The sequence below is a fragment of the Jiella endophytica genome, assembly GCF_004519335.1.
In the GTDB taxonomy this organism is placed as follows: Bacteria; Pseudomonadota; Alphaproteobacteria; order Rhizobiales; family Rhizobiaceae; genus Jiella; species Jiella endophytica.
This window is the reverse complement of sequence record NZ_SOZD01000002.1, coordinates 651,738-669,013: the sequence shown is the minus strand read 5'-3', so window position 1 is coordinate 669,013 and position 17,276 is coordinate 651,738. Positions and strand designations below refer to the sequence as shown.

Annotated in this window: 15 protein-coding genes; all 15 read left to right on the top strand. The window is 65.5% G+C overall.

The window, feature by feature from the left end; genetic code table 11:
* Positions 1-50: 50 nt before the first annotated feature.
* The 15 genes from E3C22_RS08175 to E3C22_RS08105 all read left to right on the top strand — a co-directional run bounded on the left by E3C22_RS08175 (position 51) and on the right by E3C22_RS08105 (position 17,265).
* Complete coding sequence (locus E3C22_RS08175) at positions 51-875, top strand: SDR family oxidoreductase (protein ID WP_134761497.1); 825 nt, start codon at positions 51-53, stop codon at positions 873-875.
* A complete protein-coding gene (locus tag E3C22_RS08170; RefSeq protein WP_134761496.1) occupies positions 875-1,387 on the top strand; it encodes a MaoC family dehydratase in 513 nt (170 codons plus the stop codon). Before E3C22_RS08175 ends, E3C22_RS08170 begins: the two co-directional genes overlap by 1 nt.
* Before the next feature lie 75 nt (positions 1,388-1,462).
* Positions 1,463-2,503: a phosphotransferase family protein gene (locus E3C22_RS08165; RefSeq protein WP_134761495.1), complete on the top strand. Its 1,041-nt coding sequence runs from the start codon at positions 1,463-1,465 to the stop codon at positions 2,501-2,503.
* 282 nt (positions 2,504-2,785) lie between these two features.
* Positions 2,786-4,105, top strand: a complete 1,320-nt coding sequence (gene urtA / locus E3C22_RS08160) for an urea ABC transporter substrate-binding protein (protein ID WP_245514849.1) — start codon at positions 2,786-2,788, stop codon at positions 4,103-4,105.
* Between the two features lie 284 nt (positions 4,106-4,389).
* Complete coding sequence (gene urtB, locus E3C22_RS08155; RefSeq protein ID WP_134761494.1) at positions 4,390-6,012, top strand: urea ABC transporter permease subunit UrtB; 1,623 nt, start codon at positions 4,390-4,392, stop codon at positions 6,010-6,012.
* 247 nt (positions 6,013-6,259) lie between these two features.
* A complete protein-coding gene (urtC, locus tag E3C22_RS08150) occupies positions 6,260-7,420 on the top strand; it encodes an urea ABC transporter permease subunit UrtC (RefSeq protein WP_134761493.1) in 1,161 nt (386 codons plus the stop codon).
* A 227-nt stretch (positions 7,421-7,647) separates the two neighbouring features.
* Positions 7,648-8,376, top strand: a complete 729-nt coding sequence (gene urtD, locus E3C22_RS08145; RefSeq protein ID WP_134761863.1) for an urea ABC transporter ATP-binding protein UrtD — start codon at positions 7,648-7,650, stop codon at positions 8,374-8,376.
* 262 nt (positions 8,377-8,638) lie between these two features.
* Positions 8,639-9,334 (top strand): urea ABC transporter ATP-binding subunit UrtE, encoded by a 696-nt coding sequence (urtE, locus tag E3C22_RS08140; RefSeq protein WP_134761492.1) that lies wholly within the window; start codon positions 8,639-8,641, stop codon positions 9,332-9,334.
* Between the two features lie 314 nt (positions 9,335-9,648).
* On the top strand, positions 9,649-10,914 hold the full coding sequence (locus tag E3C22_RS08135) for an ABC transporter substrate-binding protein (protein ID WP_134761491.1): 1,266 nt from the start codon (positions 9,649-9,651) through the stop codon (positions 10,912-10,914).
* A 193-nt stretch (positions 10,915-11,107) separates the two neighbouring features.
* Complete coding sequence (locus tag E3C22_RS08130; RefSeq protein ID WP_134761490.1) at positions 11,108-12,109, top strand: carbohydrate ABC transporter permease; 1,002 nt, start codon at positions 11,108-11,110, stop codon at positions 12,107-12,109.
* Positions 12,110-12,111: 2 nt separating this feature from the next.
* Complete coding sequence (locus tag E3C22_RS08125; RefSeq protein ID WP_134761489.1) at positions 12,112-12,939, top strand: carbohydrate ABC transporter permease; 828 nt, start codon at positions 12,112-12,114, stop codon at positions 12,937-12,939.
* A 2-nt stretch (positions 12,940-12,941) separates the two neighbouring features.
* Entirely contained in the window at positions 12,942-13,457 is a 516-nt protein-coding gene (locus E3C22_RS08120) for a GNAT family N-acetyltransferase (protein ID WP_134761488.1), read from the top strand.
* Positions 13,457-15,139 carry an alpha-glucosidase family protein gene (locus E3C22_RS08115; protein ID WP_134761487.1) on the top strand — a complete coding sequence of 561 codons (1,683 nt, stop codon included), beginning with the start codon at positions 13,457-13,459 and terminating at the stop codon, positions 15,137-15,139. Before E3C22_RS08120 ends, E3C22_RS08115 begins: the two co-directional genes overlap by 1 nt.
* Before the next feature lie 24 nt (positions 15,140-15,163).
* On the top strand, positions 15,164-16,273 hold the full coding sequence (locus E3C22_RS08110; protein ID WP_134761486.1) for an ABC transporter ATP-binding protein: 1,110 nt from the start codon (positions 15,164-15,166) through the stop codon (positions 16,271-16,273).
* 194 nt (positions 16,274-16,467) lie between these two features.
* Complete coding sequence (locus E3C22_RS08105; RefSeq protein ID WP_245514848.1) at positions 16,468-17,265, top strand: TVP38/TMEM64 family protein; 798 nt, start codon at positions 16,468-16,470, stop codon at positions 17,263-17,265.
* Positions 17,266-17,276 lie beyond the last annotated feature (11 nt).

Below are 17,276 nucleotides of genomic sequence, written 5' to 3'. Positions count from 1 at the left end.
GAGATTGTGGTCTAGATGTCGGCGAGATTTCAGGGAGGAAAGGATCGACGATGACCCAGGCGATTTTGCAGCGGCTGTTTTCGCTGGAAGGCAAGACGGCCCTCGTGACCGGCGGGGCGACGGGCATCGGGCGGATGATCGCGACGGCGCTCGCCGGCGCCGGCGCGAAGGTCTACATCGCCTCGCGCAAGCTGGAGGCCTGCGAGGCTGCGGCGGCCGAGATCAACGGCGAGGGGGTTGAAGGCGAGGTTTTCGCCCTTGCCGGCGACGTTTCCACCGAGGAGGGCGTCGAGGCGCTTGCAAGGGCCATCGGCGAGCGGACCGACCGGCTGCAGATCCTCGTCAACAATGCCGGCGTTTCCTGGGGTGCGCCGCTCGGCGAGTTTCCCTATCACGCCTGGAACAAGGTGCTCTCGGTCAACGTCACCGGCCTCTTCGCCCTGACCCAGGCGCTGCTGCCGTTGCTGGAGGCCTCCGCCAGCGACGACGACCCGGCAAGAGTCCTCAATCTCGGCTCGGTGATGGGCGCCCAGCCGCTCTCCGAACACGTCTATTCCTATGCGGCGTCCAAGGCCGCGGTGCATCACCTGACGCGCTCGCTGGCGAAGGAGCTTGCGGCCCGCCGCATCACCGTCAACGCGTTTGCGCCGGGGCCCTTCCAGTCGAAGATGACGGCCTTTGCGACGGGAACAAACGAGCAGGCGCAGCGGGTCGGCAGCGGCGTGCCGCTCGGGCGGATCGGCCTTCCCGACGACATTGCCGGCGCCACGCTGTTTCTTTGCGGCCGCTCCGGCGCATATATCACCGGCGCGATCCTGCCCATCGACGGCGGGATCGGCGTGATGACGGGACCTGAACTTTTCGGGGAGGCATGATGGCCCTCAATTCGGTGGCCGAAACGGAAGCGCTGCTTGCCGGGCGGATGGTGCCGCTCGCCGACTATCGGGCGCATCTGGAAGGCGAGCCGCTGTTCTCGCCGTGGCTGACCGTCGACCAGACGATGATCGACCGTTTCGCGCTCGCCACCCACGATCATCAATTCATCCATGTCGATCCCGAGCGGGCCAAGGCCGAGACGCCCTTCGGCGGGACGATCGCCCACGGATTTCTCACCCTGTCGCTGCTCTCGACCCTCGCCTATGAGGCAATCCCAGGCGTCGAGGGAACGCGGATGGGCATGAACTACGGCTTCGACAAGGTCCGTTTCCTCAATCCGGTGAAGGCGGGCGCAAGAGTGCGGGGCCGTTTCCGGATGGTCGCCCTGACGGAGCGGGCGGTCAGCCTGCAGACCGGCTGGGATGTCGCGGTGGAGATCGAGGGGGCGATCAAGCCGGCGCTGGTGGCGGACTGGATCACGCTCACGGTCATGACGCCGCCTGAGAGCTGATCGACCGCCGGGCGGCACCGCGTCGCCCGTCGGGCTTCAAGACGAAATGCAGGTGATCCGGGGAGGAGACGGGAGATGAGCGACGGCGAGGACGGCAAGCTCGATCAGGACGCGCTCGGCGCCTATCTCGAAAGCGAGATCGCGGGCTTTTCCGGGCTGTCGGCGATCGTCAAGTTCCAGTCCGGTCAGTCCAACCCGACCTATCGGCTGGACGCCGACAGCGGCACCTATGTGCTGCGGGCCAAGCCCCCGGGAAAGCTTCTGAAATCGGCCCATCAGGTCGACCGCGAATACCGGGTGATGAAGGCCCTTGCTGGAACCGGCGTGCCCGTCCCCGAAATGCTGCATCTGGCCACCGACGACGTCTCGCCGATCGGCCGGGCTTTCTTCGTCATGGCCTTCGTCAAGGGGCGGACCTTCTTCGATCCGGCCCTGCCGGAACTCGACGATCCGGCCGAGCGCGGCGCCGTCTTCGACCAGATGAACGCCACCCTCGCGGCGATCCACGACGTCGATCTCGCGGCGACGGGCCTCACCGATTTTGGCCGGCCCGGCAATTATTTCGCCAGGCAGCTGTCGCGCTGGACGGACCAGTGGCGCCAGTCGAAGATCGACGACATCCCTGAGATGGAAAGACTGATCGCCTGGCTTGAGGAGAACCTGCCGGCGGACGACGGCGTCGCCACCCTGGTCCATGGCGACTACCGGCTCGACAACATGCTGATTGCGCCGGAAAAGTTGGAGGTGCTGGCGGTAATCGACTGGGAGCTTTCGACCCTCGGCCATCCGCTTGCCGATCTCGCTTATCAGTGCATGCAGTGGCGCCTGCCCAATCTCGGCGCCTTCAAGGGCCTCGGCGGGATCAACAGGGCGGAGCGCGGCATTCCGACCGAGGCGCAATATGTCGCGCGATATTGCGAGCGTCGCGGGCTTGCCGGCATCGAAGGCTGGACCTTCTACCTGGCCTTTTCCTTCTTCCGCCTCGCGGCGATCCTGCAGGGCGTCTTCAAGCGCTATGCCGACGGCAATGCCTCCAACCCGGAAAAGGCGCAGCTTTACGGCCGCAGCGTCCCGGTTCTGGCGAAGCTGGCGATCGAGGCGATCGAGACCGAATGATCTTCGGGAGGCGCCGGTAGTTTCCTCGGCCGCCTGATCTGCCCATTGAATGGGCTTTGGGCCCGCTTTTGGCTCTTTGTTGATCTGATCGCCTAATTTTTAGTCGACCTGCGAAGTGCCAGTTGTCCCGATAGCCCCGATCTGTCGCAGGCAAAAGCCGAGCAGGCACCGGGCTGCGGCCAAGGCCCCAAGCGACCTTACGGAAAGGCAGGTCTGGCACGGGCTTTGCAACGTCGCTTCCGCGAAGCCGGGAATCGAGCCCGGCACGACCGGAGGTAAGACATGCGATCAGCCATCACCTGGATGCAGAAGACGGCCGCGGCGGCCACCATTACCGCCTTCAGTCTGTCTGGGGCCCACGCCCAGGACACCAAGCCGAGCGGCGAGCCGATCAAGGTCGGCATCCTCCACTCGCTTTCCGGAACGATGGCGATCTCCGAGACGACCCTCAAGGACGCCATGCTGATGCTCATCGACGAGCAGAACAAGAAGGGCGGCGTCCTCGGCCGGCCGCTCGAACCGGTGGTCGTCGATCCGGCTTCGGACTGGCCGCTCTTTGCCGAAAAGGCCCGCGAGCTGATCAGCCAGGACAAGGTGGCGGTGGTCTTCGGGTGCTGGACGTCGGTGTCGCGCAAGTCGGTGCTGCCGGTGTTCAAGGAGCTCGACTCGATCCTGTTCTATCCGGTCCAGTACGAGGGCGAGGAATCCGAGCGCAACGTCTTCTACACCGGCGCTGCGCCGAACCAGCAGGCGATCCCCGCCGTCGACTATCTGATGGGCGAGGGCGTCGAGCGCTGGGTTCTGGAAGGCACCGACTACGTCTATCCGCGCACGACCAACAAGATCCTCGAGCAGTATCTGAAGGACAAGGGCGTCGCCGCCGAGGACATCATCGTCAACTACACCCCCTTCGGCTTCTCCGACTGGCAGACGGAAGTCTCCAAGATCAAGGAATTCGGCTCGGCCGGCAAGAAGACGGCGGTGGTCTCGACGATCAACGGCGACGCCAACGTGCCGTTCTACAAGGAGCTCGCCAACCAGGGCATCAAGGCGACCGACATCCCGGTCGTCGCCTTCTCGGTCGGCGAGGAGGAACTCGCCGGCATCGACACCGGTCCGCTGGTCGGCCATCTCGCCGCCTGGAACTACTTCGAATCCGTCGATACGCCGGAGAACAAGGACTTCATCAAGAAGTGGCACGCCTTCATCGGCAATGACGACCGCGTCACCAACGATCCGATGGAAGCCCACTATATCGGCTTCAACATGTGGGTGAAGGCGGTCGAGAAGGCCGGCACCACCGATCCGGACAAGGTGATCGACGCGCTGCCGGGCATCGAGCAGGCCAACCTGACGGGCGGCACCTCGAAGATGCTGCCGAACCATCACATCACCAAGCCGGTGCTGATCGGCGAGATCAACGACGAGGGCCAGTTCGACGTGGTCTCCGAAACCGACGATCTCGTCCCGGGCGATGCCTGGTCGGATTTCCTGCCGGAATCGAAGAAGCTCGAGGCCGACTGGGTCGACCTGAAATGCGGCAATTACGACACCGAGGCGAAGAAGTGCCTCGGCGACACCATGGCCGAGAAGTCCAACTGATCCGCGCCGGCGGGAGCCGGTCGGAACGCCTGGGCACCGGCTTTCCGACCGCAACCTCCCGCTTGCGCGAAACGGGCCGGGGCTCGCGTCTTCTCCCAAGCGCAGCCTGCTCCCGGTCGGGGCGATCGACGTCGCCCTGACAAAAGCATCGATGCCTGCCTCCCAAGCAGCGCCGGCGGGGCGGCTTGTCGCGAGCCGCCCTGCATCCGCTTTGAAGGCTTCCGGTCCACCGCAAGTGGCCGGGCTGCTGGCCGGCCACAGGCCGCCAAGGATGACGAGACCAGATGAACCGATCGATCCGCTGGCTCCTTGCGGGCCTTGCCTTCGTGCTCTTCGTTGCCCCTGCCGTCGCGCAGCAGGCGGCGGACCCGGCCGCGATCGTCCAGAAATTCGGCGGCAAGCAGAGCTACGACGATACCGAAGCCGTCATTTCCGAACTCGCCAGGACGGGTGACGCGAACGTTGCTCGGGCGCTCAGGGCACTGCGCGACGGCGACCTCTATTGGCGCGAGAGCGACGAGGCGGTGTTCATCGGCAAGCGAAAGGGCGACGACTACGAGATCTTCGACCCGATGACCGGCGAGGCCGCCGGCACCGTGCCGCGCGGCGAGATGCAGAAGGTCCGCGTCAAGAATTCCATCCGCAACGCCGTCACCACCGCCCTCGGATCCCTGACGCTCGGCGCCGACAGCGCGGCCCAGCGCATGCGCGCTGCCGAGACGCTGTTCTCCGAGGCCGATCCCGAAATGATCGAGCCGCTCGATGCCGCCATCGCGTCGGAGGAGGACGCCGGCGTCAAGGCGCGCATGGAGGAGGCGCGGGCGAGCGCCGTCCTCGTCTCCGACCGGCCGGCCGAGGAAAAGGCGGCCGCCGCCAAGATCCTCGCCAACCGGGCCGACCGCGAATCCCTGACGATGCTCACCCGCTTTGCCGGGGCCACCGACGATCCGGTGGCCAAGCAGGCAGCCGAGGCGGCGATCGTCGCCATCCAGAACAACATCGCCTTCTGGAACCAGATGCAGAACGTCTGGTACGGCCTGTCGCTCGGCTCGGTGCTGCTTCTCGCCGCCATCGGCCTCGCCATCACCTTCGGGGTGATGGGCGTGATCAACATGGCCCATGGCGAGATGGTGATGATCGGCGCCTATACGACCTATGTCGTCCAGGAGTTCATCCGCACCAACGCCCCCGGCCTGTTCGAGTACTCGCTGTTCATCGCGCTGCCGCTCGCCTTCCTCGTCGCCGGCGCCGTTGGCCTCGTCATGGAGCGCGGGCTGATCCGCTTTCTCTACGGCCGGCCGCTGGAGACGCTGCTCGCCACCTTCGGGGTGTCGCTGATCCTGCAGCAGGCGGTGCGCACCATCTTCGGGCCGTCGAACCGCGAGGTCGGCAATCCGGACTTCATGTCCGGCGCCTTCGATCTCGGCCTGATGTCGGTGAACTGGAACCGGCTGTGGATCATCGTCTTCGCGCTGGTGGTGTTCGCAGCCCTGCTCGCCGTTCTCAACAAGACGCCGCTCGGCCTGCAGATGCGGGCCGTCACCCAGAACCGCAAGATGGCGGCGGCGATGGGCATCCGCACCCCCTGGGTCGACGCGATGACCTTTGCCCTGGGCTCGGGGATCGCCGGCATCGCCGGCGTCGCGCTCAGCCAGATCGACAATGTCTCGCCCAATCTCGGCCAGGGCTACATCATCGACTCATTCATGGTCGTCGTCTTCGGTGGGGTCGGCAATCTGTGGGGCACGCTGGTCGGCGCGATGACCCTCGGCATCGTCAACAAGTTTCTCGAACCCTTTGCCGGTGCGGTGCTCGGCAAGATCGTCGTGCTCGTCCTGATCATCCTGTTCATCCAGAAGCGCCCCCGCGGCCTGTTCGCCCAGAAGGGAAGGTTCGTCGAGGCATGAGCGGGATCGGGTCGATATTCGCGATTTTAAGCGTTGGCGTCAGCGATTGGCCGATCTCCCCCCTTGAGGGGGAGATGGGCGGCAGCCCAGAGGGGGGTAGGCGGCAGCTGCAACCGTTGGAAATCGGAGAACGAAGCGCCCTGCGCGCCCCCCTCTGCCTTGCCAGGCATCTCCCCCTCGAGGGGGGAGATCAGGCTAGTCGCAAAGGGCGGTCGCATGTTCCGGGGCTCTGCCCGGAGGTCGCGCGATGCTGCTAGCCCGCTTCCTCGGCCCACGGGTCTGGATCCTCGTTGCGGTCATTCTCGCGGCGGCGATTCTCGTGCCGCTCGCCAATCTGGCGCTGCCGCCGGATCATGCCCTGCACGTGCCGTCCTATCTGGTGCCGCTCTGGGGCAAATATGTCTGCTACGCGCTGCTCGCCCTCTCGCTCGATCTCGTCTGGGGCTATGTCGGCATCCTGTCGCTCGGCCACGGCGCCTTCTTCGCCCTCGGCGGCTATGCCATGGGCATGTATCTGATGCGCCAGATCGGCTCGCGCGGCGTCTATGGCAATCCCGTTCTGCCGGACTTCATGGTGTTTTTGAACTGGAAGGAATTGCCCTGGTACTGGCTGGGCTTCGACCAGTTCTGGTTCGCCTGCCTGATGGTGGTGCTGGTGCCGGGGCTGCTCGCCTTCGTCTTCGGCTTCTTCGCCTTTCGATCGCGCGTCACCGGCGTCTATCTGTCGATCATCACCCAGGCGATGACCTATGCGCTGCTGCTCGCCTTCTTCAGAAACGACATGGGCTTCGGCGGCAATAACGGCCTGACCGACTTCAAGGACATCCTCGGCTTCCCGATCCAGGCGGCCTCGACCCGTGCGGGGCTCTTTGCGGCAAGCTGCATCGCGCTCGCCATTGCCGTCCTCCTCGTCGGCTGGATCACCCGGTCCAAGCTCGGCAAGCTGATGATCGCCGTGCGCGATGCCGAAAGCCGCACCCGTTTTATCGGCTGGCGACCGCAATATGTGAAGCTCTTCGCCTTCACCGTCTCCGGCATCATGGCGGGGATCGCCGGGGCGCTCTACGTGCCGCAGGTCGGCATTATCAATCCCGGCGAATTCGCGCCGGTGAACTCGATCGAAGTGGTGGTCTGGGCGGCCGTCGGTGGCCGCGGCACGCTGATCGGTCCGGTCATCGGGGCATTGCTCGTCAATTACGGCAAGACCGTCTTCACCGCCGCCGCGCCGGAATTCTGGCTGTTCATGCTGGGCGGCCTGTTCGTCTTCGTGACGCTGGTCCTGCCCCGCGGTATCGTCGGCACGATCGATCACGGCTGGGACGCCCTGCGCTCGATCCGCCGGGCGAAGGATGCCGAAAAGGACGAGAGCGGCGGAGACGCGCAAGCCGTTCCGGGCCCGGCGGAGTGACGGCGATGTCCGACAGCATCATCCAGAAAGTCGCCGACGAATTCCGGGCGCTGAGCGAGCCACAGGGCAATGCCAGGCCTCCCGCCGGTCCGGCGCCGGCCGCGGCTGAACCGGTCGGCAACGGCGCCGTCCATGGCGAACCTTTCGTCTCGCCGCATCCATACGCCACCGTCCTCCATGATCGCCGACTCGCCGCCGAAGCGCAGGGCCTCGCGCGGCGCGACACGCTGCTCTATCTCAACGGCGTCACCAAGAGCTTCGACGGCTTCAAGGCGATCAACAACCTCTCCCTCGTCATCCAGAAGGGCGAGATGCGGGCGATCATCGGGCCGAACGGCGCCGGCAAGACGACGATGATGGACATCATCACCGGCAAGACCCGGCCCGACAAGGGCGAGGTCTTCTTCGCCGGCGATGTCGACCTCACCCATCACGACGAGGCGGCGATCGCCTCCATGGGCATCGGCCGCAAGTTCCAGAAGCCGACGGTCTTCGAGAGCCACACGGTGGAGGACAATATCCGCCTGTCTCTGGCCGGGCCGCGCTCGGTGCTGGGGGCGCTCGTCCATCGCAAGGACCGGGCGGAGCGCGACAGGATCGAGACGATCCTCGAAACGACGCGGCTGACGGCGCGGCGAAAGACCTATGCGGCGAACCTCAGCCACGGTCAGAAGCAGTGGCTGGAGATCGGCATGCTGCTCGCCCAGGACCCCGAACTCCTGCTGGTCGACGAACCGGTCGCCGGCATGACCGACGCCGAAACCGAGGAAACCGCCCGGCTCCTGCGCGAGATCGCCCAGCACCATTCGGTGGTGGTCGTCGAGCACGACATGCATTTCGTCCGGGCGCTCGGGGTGAAGGTCACCTGCCTGCACGAGGGCTCGGTGCTGTCGGAGGGAACCCTCGACAAGGTGTCGAACGATCCGAAGGTGATCGAGGTGTATCTCGGACGATGAGCAGCAGTCGGTGTATTGTCGCGAGGCGGGATCCGTCCCCTCATCCTGAGGTGCGAGCCGTGGCGAGCCTCGAAGGACGAGGGGACATGGGGCACTATCGCATCCTCGCCCTTCGAGGCTTCCCCGCTCTTCGAGCACACTCGCACCTCAAGATGGGGGTGCTGGGCCGGAGACTTCACGGCGGCGATCGGAAGGCCGGGGTGACGACCGTCGAGGCTTCGTGCCTCGCAGACTTCGGCCGCCGCGACGGGAGAACCACCCCATGCTGAGCGTTTCCAATGTCGATCTCTATTACGGCGCTGCGCAGGCGCTGCGTGGCGTTTCGATCGGGGCGAAACAGGGCGAGATCACCTGCGTCCTCGGCCGCAACGGTGTCGGCAAGACCTCGCTTTTGAGGGCGATCGTCGGCCAGCAGCCGATCCGCCGCGGCGAGATCGCCCTCGACGGCGATCCGCTCGGCCGCGAGGCGCCCTACAACCGGGCCCGCCGCGGCATCGGCTTCGTGCCCCAGGGCCGCGAGATCTTCCCGCTCCTCACCGTCCGCGAAAACCTGCAGACCGGCTATGCGCCGCTCAAGGCCTCCGAGCGCTCGATCCCGGATCATGTCTACGAGCTGTTCCCGGTCCTGAAGGACATGCTGTCGCGCCGCGGCGGCGACCTTTCCGGCGGGCAGCAACAGCAGCTCGCCATCGGCCGCGCGCTGGTGACGCGGCCGCGGCTCCTGGTGCTGGACGAGCCGACCGAGGGCATCCAGCCGTCGATCATCAAGGACATCGGCCGGGCGATCCGGTTCCTCAAGGAGAATTCCGGCATCGCCATCCTGCTCGTCGAGCAGTATCTCGATTTCTGCCGGGAACTCGCCGACAAGGTGTATGTGATGGATCGTGGCGAGATCGTCTTCGAAGGCCCGGCTGAGGGTCTCGACGACCCCGAGGTCAGGAAGCACCTGACCGTCTGAGCGCGCGCAATTCCCGGGTTTTCCGGCGTTTCTAGACGCCGGCAGTGTCGCTGCACGCCGCGATGATCACCTGAAAGTCGTCGATCGGGCCGATCTCCCGTCGGCGGTGATCTTCACGGTCCTTTGCGTCAGTCTCTCCGGCGAATTTGCCAAGACAACTTGTCTTTCTTGGTTGGTCGTCTAGCATTCTTTGTAACGGGAAAGACGCGGGCGGAAACGCCTGTGGTGCGGGTTGGGAGGCCCGCCGTCTTCAGACGTCGCCAAGACGCGCCCGGCAGGTGTCGCATCGACGACCAACCAAGGGAGGAAGGTGGATGAATTTCCGCAACATGGCCGCCGCCGTGGCGGCGAGTGCGTTGTTCTGCGCCGGCGGAGCGAGCGCCGAAGAACTGGCGCTGGTCTCGGGCTCGGTCGGTAAGGACATTTCCGAGCTGCGCATGCAGCTCGACGAGTTCGAGAAGGAAAGCGGCCACACCGTCAAGATCGTGGAGATGCCGGCTTCGACGACCGACCAGTTCGGTCAGTACCGGCTCTGGCTTTCGGCCGGCAACGAGGATGTCGACGTCTATCGCACCGACGTGATCTGGGCGCCGCAGCTCGCCGGGAGCTTCGTCGACCTCAAGGATGCGATGAAGGACGAGACGCCCAGGCACAATCCCTCGATCATCGAATCCCAGACGGTCGACGGCAAGCTCGTCGCCTTCCCGATGTATACCGATGCACCGGCTCTGTATTACCGGACCGATCTTCTGGAAAAATACGGCAAGGAGCCCCCCAAGACCTGGTCGGAACTCGCCGAAACCGCCAAGGAGATCGTCGACAAGGAGCATGAGGCCGGCAACGGCCAGCTCACCGGCTTCGTCTTCCAGGGCGCGCCATATGAGGGCCTGACCTGCGACGGCCTCGAATGGGTCGCCTCCAGTGATGGCGGCCGGATCGTTTCGGCGGAAGGCGACATCACCATCAACAACGAAAAGGCCGCTGCCGCCCTCGAAATGGTCAAGGGCTGGATCGGCACCATCGCTCCCGACGGCGTCCTTTCCTACAAGGAAGAGGAATCGCGCGGCGTCTGGCAGACCGGCAACGCCGTCTTCATGCGCAACTGGCCCTATGCCTATGCGCTGTCGAACGGCGCGGATTCGGCGGTGAAGGGCAAGTTCGACGTGGTGCCGCTGCCGGCCGGCGAGGGCGGCAAGTCGGCCGCCTGTCTCGGCGGCTGGAACCTTGCCATCTCGAAATATTCCAAGCACCAGGACGCCGCCATCGAGCTCGTGAAGTTCCTGAGCTCGGAAAAGGCCCAGAAGCAGCGCGCCCTCAACCAGTCGCGCCTGCCGACCATCACCGCGCTCTATGACGATCCCGAGATCGCCAAGGCCCAGCCGATCGTCGCCAGCTGGGGCGAGGTGGTCGAAAACGCCGTACCGCGGCCCTCGGCGCCCACCAAGCGCCAGTATAACGAGGTCTCCAAGGAGTTCTGGACGGCGGTCAACGAGACGCTGGCCGGGCGCGGCAGCGCCGCCGACAATCTCGACAAGCTCGAGAAGCGGCTTCGCCGGCTCAAGCGCAGAGAGTGGGAGTAGTCGCCATCTGAGGCGCGGGACCCCGGGAGGGGGTGTCGCGCCTCGCTGCCGGCGGGCCGTCGATGCGGCCCGGCGAGCCATGCTTCGGGAGAGGGCGGGCACCCTGCCGGGGCGATGAAAGGACGATGTCGAGGCTTGAGAGACCGGCCAACCGGCGAGGCTTCGCGCATCGGGCGCCCGACGGGAGGTAACGATGGCAAACGTTCAGGCGGGCGTTCCGCCCACCGAAAAGGCGCTCGAAGCCGAACGGGCCGGGGCTCGGCCGCGCTCGGATCTTTCGCGCCAGCGCCTGAGATCGGCCTGGCTGTTCCTCGCGCCGATGATCCTGGTCCTTACCCTCGTCGCCGGCTGGCCGCTGGTCAAGACGATCTGGTTCTCGCTCACCGACGCCAGCCTGTCGGATCTCGAGGGCGCCAAGTTCGTCGGGCTTCGCAACTATTACGAATATGTCGACTATGGCGACGGGGAGGGCGAGTATTTCGGCCTGCTCTTCGATCCGCAATGGTGGAACGCCGTCTGGAACACCGTCTATTACTCGGTGATCTCGGTGACGATCGAGACCATCCTCGGCCTCGCCTTCGCCCTCGTTCTCAATGCCGAGTTCAAAGGTCGCAGCGTCGTGCGCGCCGCCGTGCTGATCCCCTGGGCGATCCCCACCATCGTTTCGGCCAAGATGTGGGCCTGGATGATGAACGACCAGTTCGGCATCCTCAACGACATGCTGATGTCGATCGGCATCCTGTCCTCACCCGTCGCCTGGACCGCCGATCCCGACACCGCCATGTGGGCTGTGATCATCGTCGACGTCTGGAAGACGACGCCGTTCATGGCGCTCCTGATCCTCGCCGGGCTGCAGATGGTGCCGGGCGACGTCTACGAGGCGGCGAAGATCGACGGCATCCACCCGGTCAAGGTGTTCTGGAAGGTGACGCTGCCGCTGATCCGGCCGGCGATCCTCGTCGCCGTCATCTTCCGCGCCCTCGACGCGCTCCGGGTTTTCGACCTGATCTACGTGCTGACGCCGAACAACACCCAGACGAAGTCGATGTCGGTCTTCGCCCAAGAAAATCTCTTTCAGTTCGACAAGTTCGCCTATGGCTCGGCGGCCTCGACGCTGCTCTTCCTGGTGATCGCCTTCATCACCCTGTTCTACATCAAGGTCGCCCGGCTCGATCTCGGCGGCAGGGGGAAGTGACCATGCCCTATGTCGTCAAGCGTACCGGCTTCTACGCCCTCGTGGTGTTCATCGTGCTGTTCTCGGTCTTCCCGTTCTACTACGCGATCCTGACCAGCCTGAAGTCCGGCACGGCGCTCTTCCGGGTGAACTATCTGCCGGTGGATTTCTCGCTCGCCAACTATACGAGCGTTCTCACCAACGGCGTCTTTCCCACCAACATCCTCAACTCGGTGATCGTCGCGGTGGTGGTCGTCGCCATCTCGCTGTTCCTCGCGGTAACGGCCGCCTATGCCCTGTCGCGCATCAACTTCGCCGGGCGGGGTCTCCTGCTTCTGACGATCCTCGCCGTCTCGATGTTTCCGCAGATCGCGGTGCTCGCCGGGCTGTTCGAGATGGTCCGCGCGGCAGGCGTCTACAACACGCTGTTCTCGCTGATCTTCGCCTATATGATCTTCACCCTGCCATTTACGGTGTGGGTCTTGACGACCTTCATGCGCGACCTGCCGGTGGAGATCGAGGAGGCGGCGATCGTCGACGGCGCCTCGCCCTTCACCATCGTCATGCGCGTCTTCCTGCCGCTGATGTGGCCGGCGCTGGTGACGACCGGGCTCCTCGCCTTCATCGCCGCCTGGAACGAGTTCCTCTTCGCGCTGACCTTCGTTTCCAACAATTCGACCCGCACCGTGCCGGTGGCGATCGCGCTCTTGTCCGGCGCGTCAGAGCAGGAGATCCCCTGGGGAACGATCATGGCCGCCTCGGTGATCGTCACCGTGCCGCTGATCGTCCTCGTCCTGATCTTCCAGCGCAAGATCATCTCCGGCCTCACCGCCGGCGGCGTGAAGGGCTGAAGATGGCGGAGGCGGTTCACATCCGGCCCGAAACACCGGCCGACAGCGCCGTGATCGGCGCCCTCACCGAAGCGGCATTCCGCGATGCGCCCTATAGCGACGGCAGCGAGGCGGCGATCGTCGAGCGGCTGCGGCAATCCGAAACGATGATCCCGTCACTGGTGGCGGTCGACGAAGACGGCGGCATCATGGGCCATGTCGCCTTTTCGCCGGTGACGATCGAAAGCGGCGAGAAGGGTTGGTACGGCCTCGGGCCGATCTCGGTCTGGCCGCAGCTGCAGCGGCGCGGCATCGGCTCGGCCCTCATCGTCGACGGCCTGCGCCGGCTCGAAGGCATCGGCGCGAGGGGCTGCGTCCTCATCGGCGATCCGGCTTTCTATGCGCGCTTCGGTTTTGCCAGCGATCCGGAGCTCACCTATCGCGGCCTGCCCACCCGCAACGTCCAGCGGCTGGTCTTCATGCCGCCGGTACCGAAGGGAGAGATCACCTATCACGCGGCATTCGAGGCGGCCGCCTGATGGAGAGCCGCTTCGACGACAGGCGGGAGGTTGTTGCGGGCGGCGATCCCGTCGCCAGGGCGGCCGCACACGAATGGTGGCGCGGCTGCGTCATCTACCAGATCTATCCCCGCTCCTTCCAGGATTCCAACGCCGACGGCATCGGCGATCTTGCCGGCATCGCCAGCCGGCTCCCTTACGTCGCCTCCCTCGGCGTCGACGCGATCTGGATCTCGCCCTTCATGAGTTCGCCGATGAAGGATTTCGGCTACGACGTCTCGAACTATCGGGAAGTCGATCCGATCTTCGGGACCCTCGCCGATTTCGACGCCGTCGTCGCCGAGGCGCACCGGCTGGGCCTGAAGGTGATCATCGACCAGGTGCTGTCCCACACCTCCGACCAACATCCCTGGTTCGCCCAGAGCCGCTCGGCCCGCGAGAATGACAGGGCCGACTGGTATGTCTGGGCGGAGCCGAGGCCCGACGGCACGCCGCCCAACAACTGGCTTTCGGTCTTCGGCGGCACGTCCTGGGAATGGGATTCCCGTCGCCGGCAGTATTACCTGCACAATTTCCTCGCCTCGCAGCCGGATCTCAACTTCCACAATCCGGCGGTGCGCCAGGCGCTGCTCGCCGATGTGCGCTTCTGGCTGGAGCGCGGCGTCGACGGCTTCCGGCTCGACACGGCCAACTTCTACTTCCACGACGCGGCGCTGCGGGACAATCCGCCGCTCGGCGACGATCTCCAATCGGAGGTCATGGCCTCGCGCAACCAGCCCTACAATTTCCAGGATCACGTCTTCGACAAGAACCGGCCGGAGGTGACGATCTTCCTCGCCGAATTGCGGGCGCTCCTCGACGAATACGGCGCGATGGCCGTCGGCGAGGTGGGCGAGCGCATCCGCGGCGTCGAACTGATGGCGGAATACACGACCGGCTCGGATCGGCTGCAGATGTGCTACGCCTTCGACTTCCTCTCGGGCCACATGCCCTTGGCCGCGACGATCCGCTCGATCGTCGAGCGTTTCGGGGAGGCAGGTCCGGACGGCTGGGCCTGCTGGGCGTTTTCCAACCACGACGTTCCGCGTCACGCGACGCGCTGGACCGCAGGCGCCCGCGAGACCGAGCGGACGTTGCGGCTCGCCGCCGCCATCCTTTTGACACTGCGCGGTTCGGTCTGCCTGTATCAGGGGGAAGAGCTCGGCCTGACCGAGGCCGACATTGCCTATGAGGATCTCGTCGATCCCTATGGCATCAATTTCTGGCCGGAGGTGAAGGGCCGCGACGGCTGCCGCACGCCGATGGCCTGGGATGCGGCGAGCCCGAATGCCGGCTTTTCAACCGTCCGGCCCTGGCTGCCGGTTCCGGCAGAGCATGTCGAGCGTGCGGTCGACCGGATGGAGGCCGAGCCCGCCTCGCTTCTTTATTTCTACCGGCGGCTCGTCGCCTTTCGCAAAGCCCATCCGGCCCTCGCGACGGGGGCGATCTCGTTCCTCGACGCGCCCGAACACATCCTCGCCTTCGTCCGCGAGGGGGAGGACGAACGGCTCCTCTGCGTCTTCAACCTGTCGCCCGGAGAGGCGCGTTTCGCGCTGCCGGAAGGCTTTGCTCCGGCGCCGCTCGAAGGCCACGGCCTGGCCGGACGCATCGACGGGGAAACACTGCTTTTCGACGACCACGACGGCTTCATCGGCGCCCTTTAGGCGTCGCGGATTTGGGAGGATCTGATGGCCAATCTCAAGCTTACGAAAGTCCGCAAGGCCTATGGCACCGTGGAGGTGCTGCACGGCATCGACCTCGACATCCATGCCGGCGAATTCGTCGTCTTCGTCGGCCCCTCCGGCTGCGGGAAGTCGACGCTGCTGCGGGTCATCGCCGGGCTCGAGGATATTACCGGCGGGACGCTCGAGATCGGCGGCAGGGTGGTGAACGCGCTCACCCCCAAGCAGCGTGGCATCGCCATGGTGTTCCAGTCCTACGCGCTCTATCCGCACATGACCGTCTACGACAACATGGCCTTCGGGCTGACACTGGAAAAGGGAGCCGGCAAGGAGCAGATCGACAGGCGGGTGCGCGAGGCGGCCCGCATCCTGCAGATCGAGCCCTATCTCGACCGGCTGCCCAAGGCGCTGTCCGGCGGCCAGAGACAGCGCGTTGCCATCGGCCGGGCGATCACCCGCAATCCCTCGGTGTTCCTGTTCGACGAGCCGCTCTCCAATCTCGATGCGGCGCTGCGGGTCCAGACCCGCATCGAGATCGCCCGGCTGCACGAGAAGATGGCCGGCACGACGATGATCTACGTCACCCACGACCAGGTCGAGGCGATGACGCTGGCGGACCGGATCGTCGTCCTCAACAAGGGCCATGTCGAGCAGGTCGGCTCGCCGATGGATCTCTACAATTCGCCGGACAACCTCTTCGTCGCGAAGTTTCTCGGCTCGCCGTCGATGAACATCCTGCCGGCGACGATCGAAAGCGCCGGGGCGACCACGCGGGTCATTCCCGAGGGCGGTTCGAAGGTCGATCTGCCGATCGCGACGCCGGGTTCCGCCCAGGGGCGGGCGGCCCATCTCGGCATCCGACCGGAGGACCTATCCATCACCACCGACGCCGGCGCGCCGTTCCGTGGCCCGGTGACCCTGACCGAGTCCCTCGGCGAGGTCACCCTCGTCTATGTCGACATCGGCCGGGCCGACGAGCCCTTCGTCGCGAAATTGCCGGGCGAGGTCTCGATCGAGCGCGGCAGCACGATCGGCCTGACGGCAAGGCCCGAGGCGATGCGGCTCTTCGACGAGGTCGGCGAGGCGCTGCGCTCGCCGATGCGACGCGCCGCCTGACGCATGTCGCGAGGCGCCGCGCCTGGTTGACGCAAGCGTGTTTCCAATTTGAGATGTCCGGCCGGTAACGTCGCGGCGTTGCCGGGCGAAGTCGATTCATGCCCGTGCCGTGCATCTTCCGCCGGCCCGATTGTAGGGGGCGGCTTGTCTCGTGCCGCCACCTCGCGCGTTCGATAGCCGGAGACTGGACCGACATGCCGATCGCGAGGACGAAGCAGCGGGTAGACGCGATGGCGACGGGCGACGAGCCCCCTTCGACGCCCGAGATGGCGCCGCCCGCCGGCCGGCGGCTTTCCCGCTATCTCCCGATCGTCGGCCTGATCGCGGCGCTCGCGCTGGCCTATGCCCTCGGCCTCCATCGCTACATCTCGCTCGAGTTCTTTCTCGACAGCCGCGAGGATCTCAAGGAATGGGTGGCGGACCATGCGGTCCTCGCCGCCGCCGGCTTCGTTCTCCTTTATGCCGTGCTCGTCGCGGTGTCCTTCCCCGCCGCCTCGCTGGTGACAGTCGCCTCCGGCTTCCTGTTCGGCTGGTTCGCCGGCGGCGCGCTGACCGTGATCGGCGCGACGCTGGGCGCGACGGTGCTGTTCCTTGCCGCCCGCACTGCCTTCGGCGATGTCCTGCGCAGGAAATCGAAGGGCGCGATCGCGCGGTTCGCGGAAGGCTTTCGCGACGACGCCTTCACCTATCTTTTGCTCCTCAGGCTGACGCCGGTGCTGCCCTTCTTCGTGGTCAATGTGGCGCCGGCCTTCTTCGAGGTTTCCCTCGGCACCTATGTCGTCACCACCTTTCTCGGCATCATTCCAGGCTCGATGGTCTATGCGTTTCTCGGCTCCGGCCTCGATCAGGCGCTGGTGAATGTCGGGGAGGGGGAGGTGGCGATCGCCGATCTCGTCACACCGCAGATGACGATCGCCCTTGTCGGGCTCGCCGGCCTCGCCATTCTCGGCGTGGTGCTGAAGAAGACGGTGCTGCGCAAGCGGGCCGGCTGAGACGAATTTCA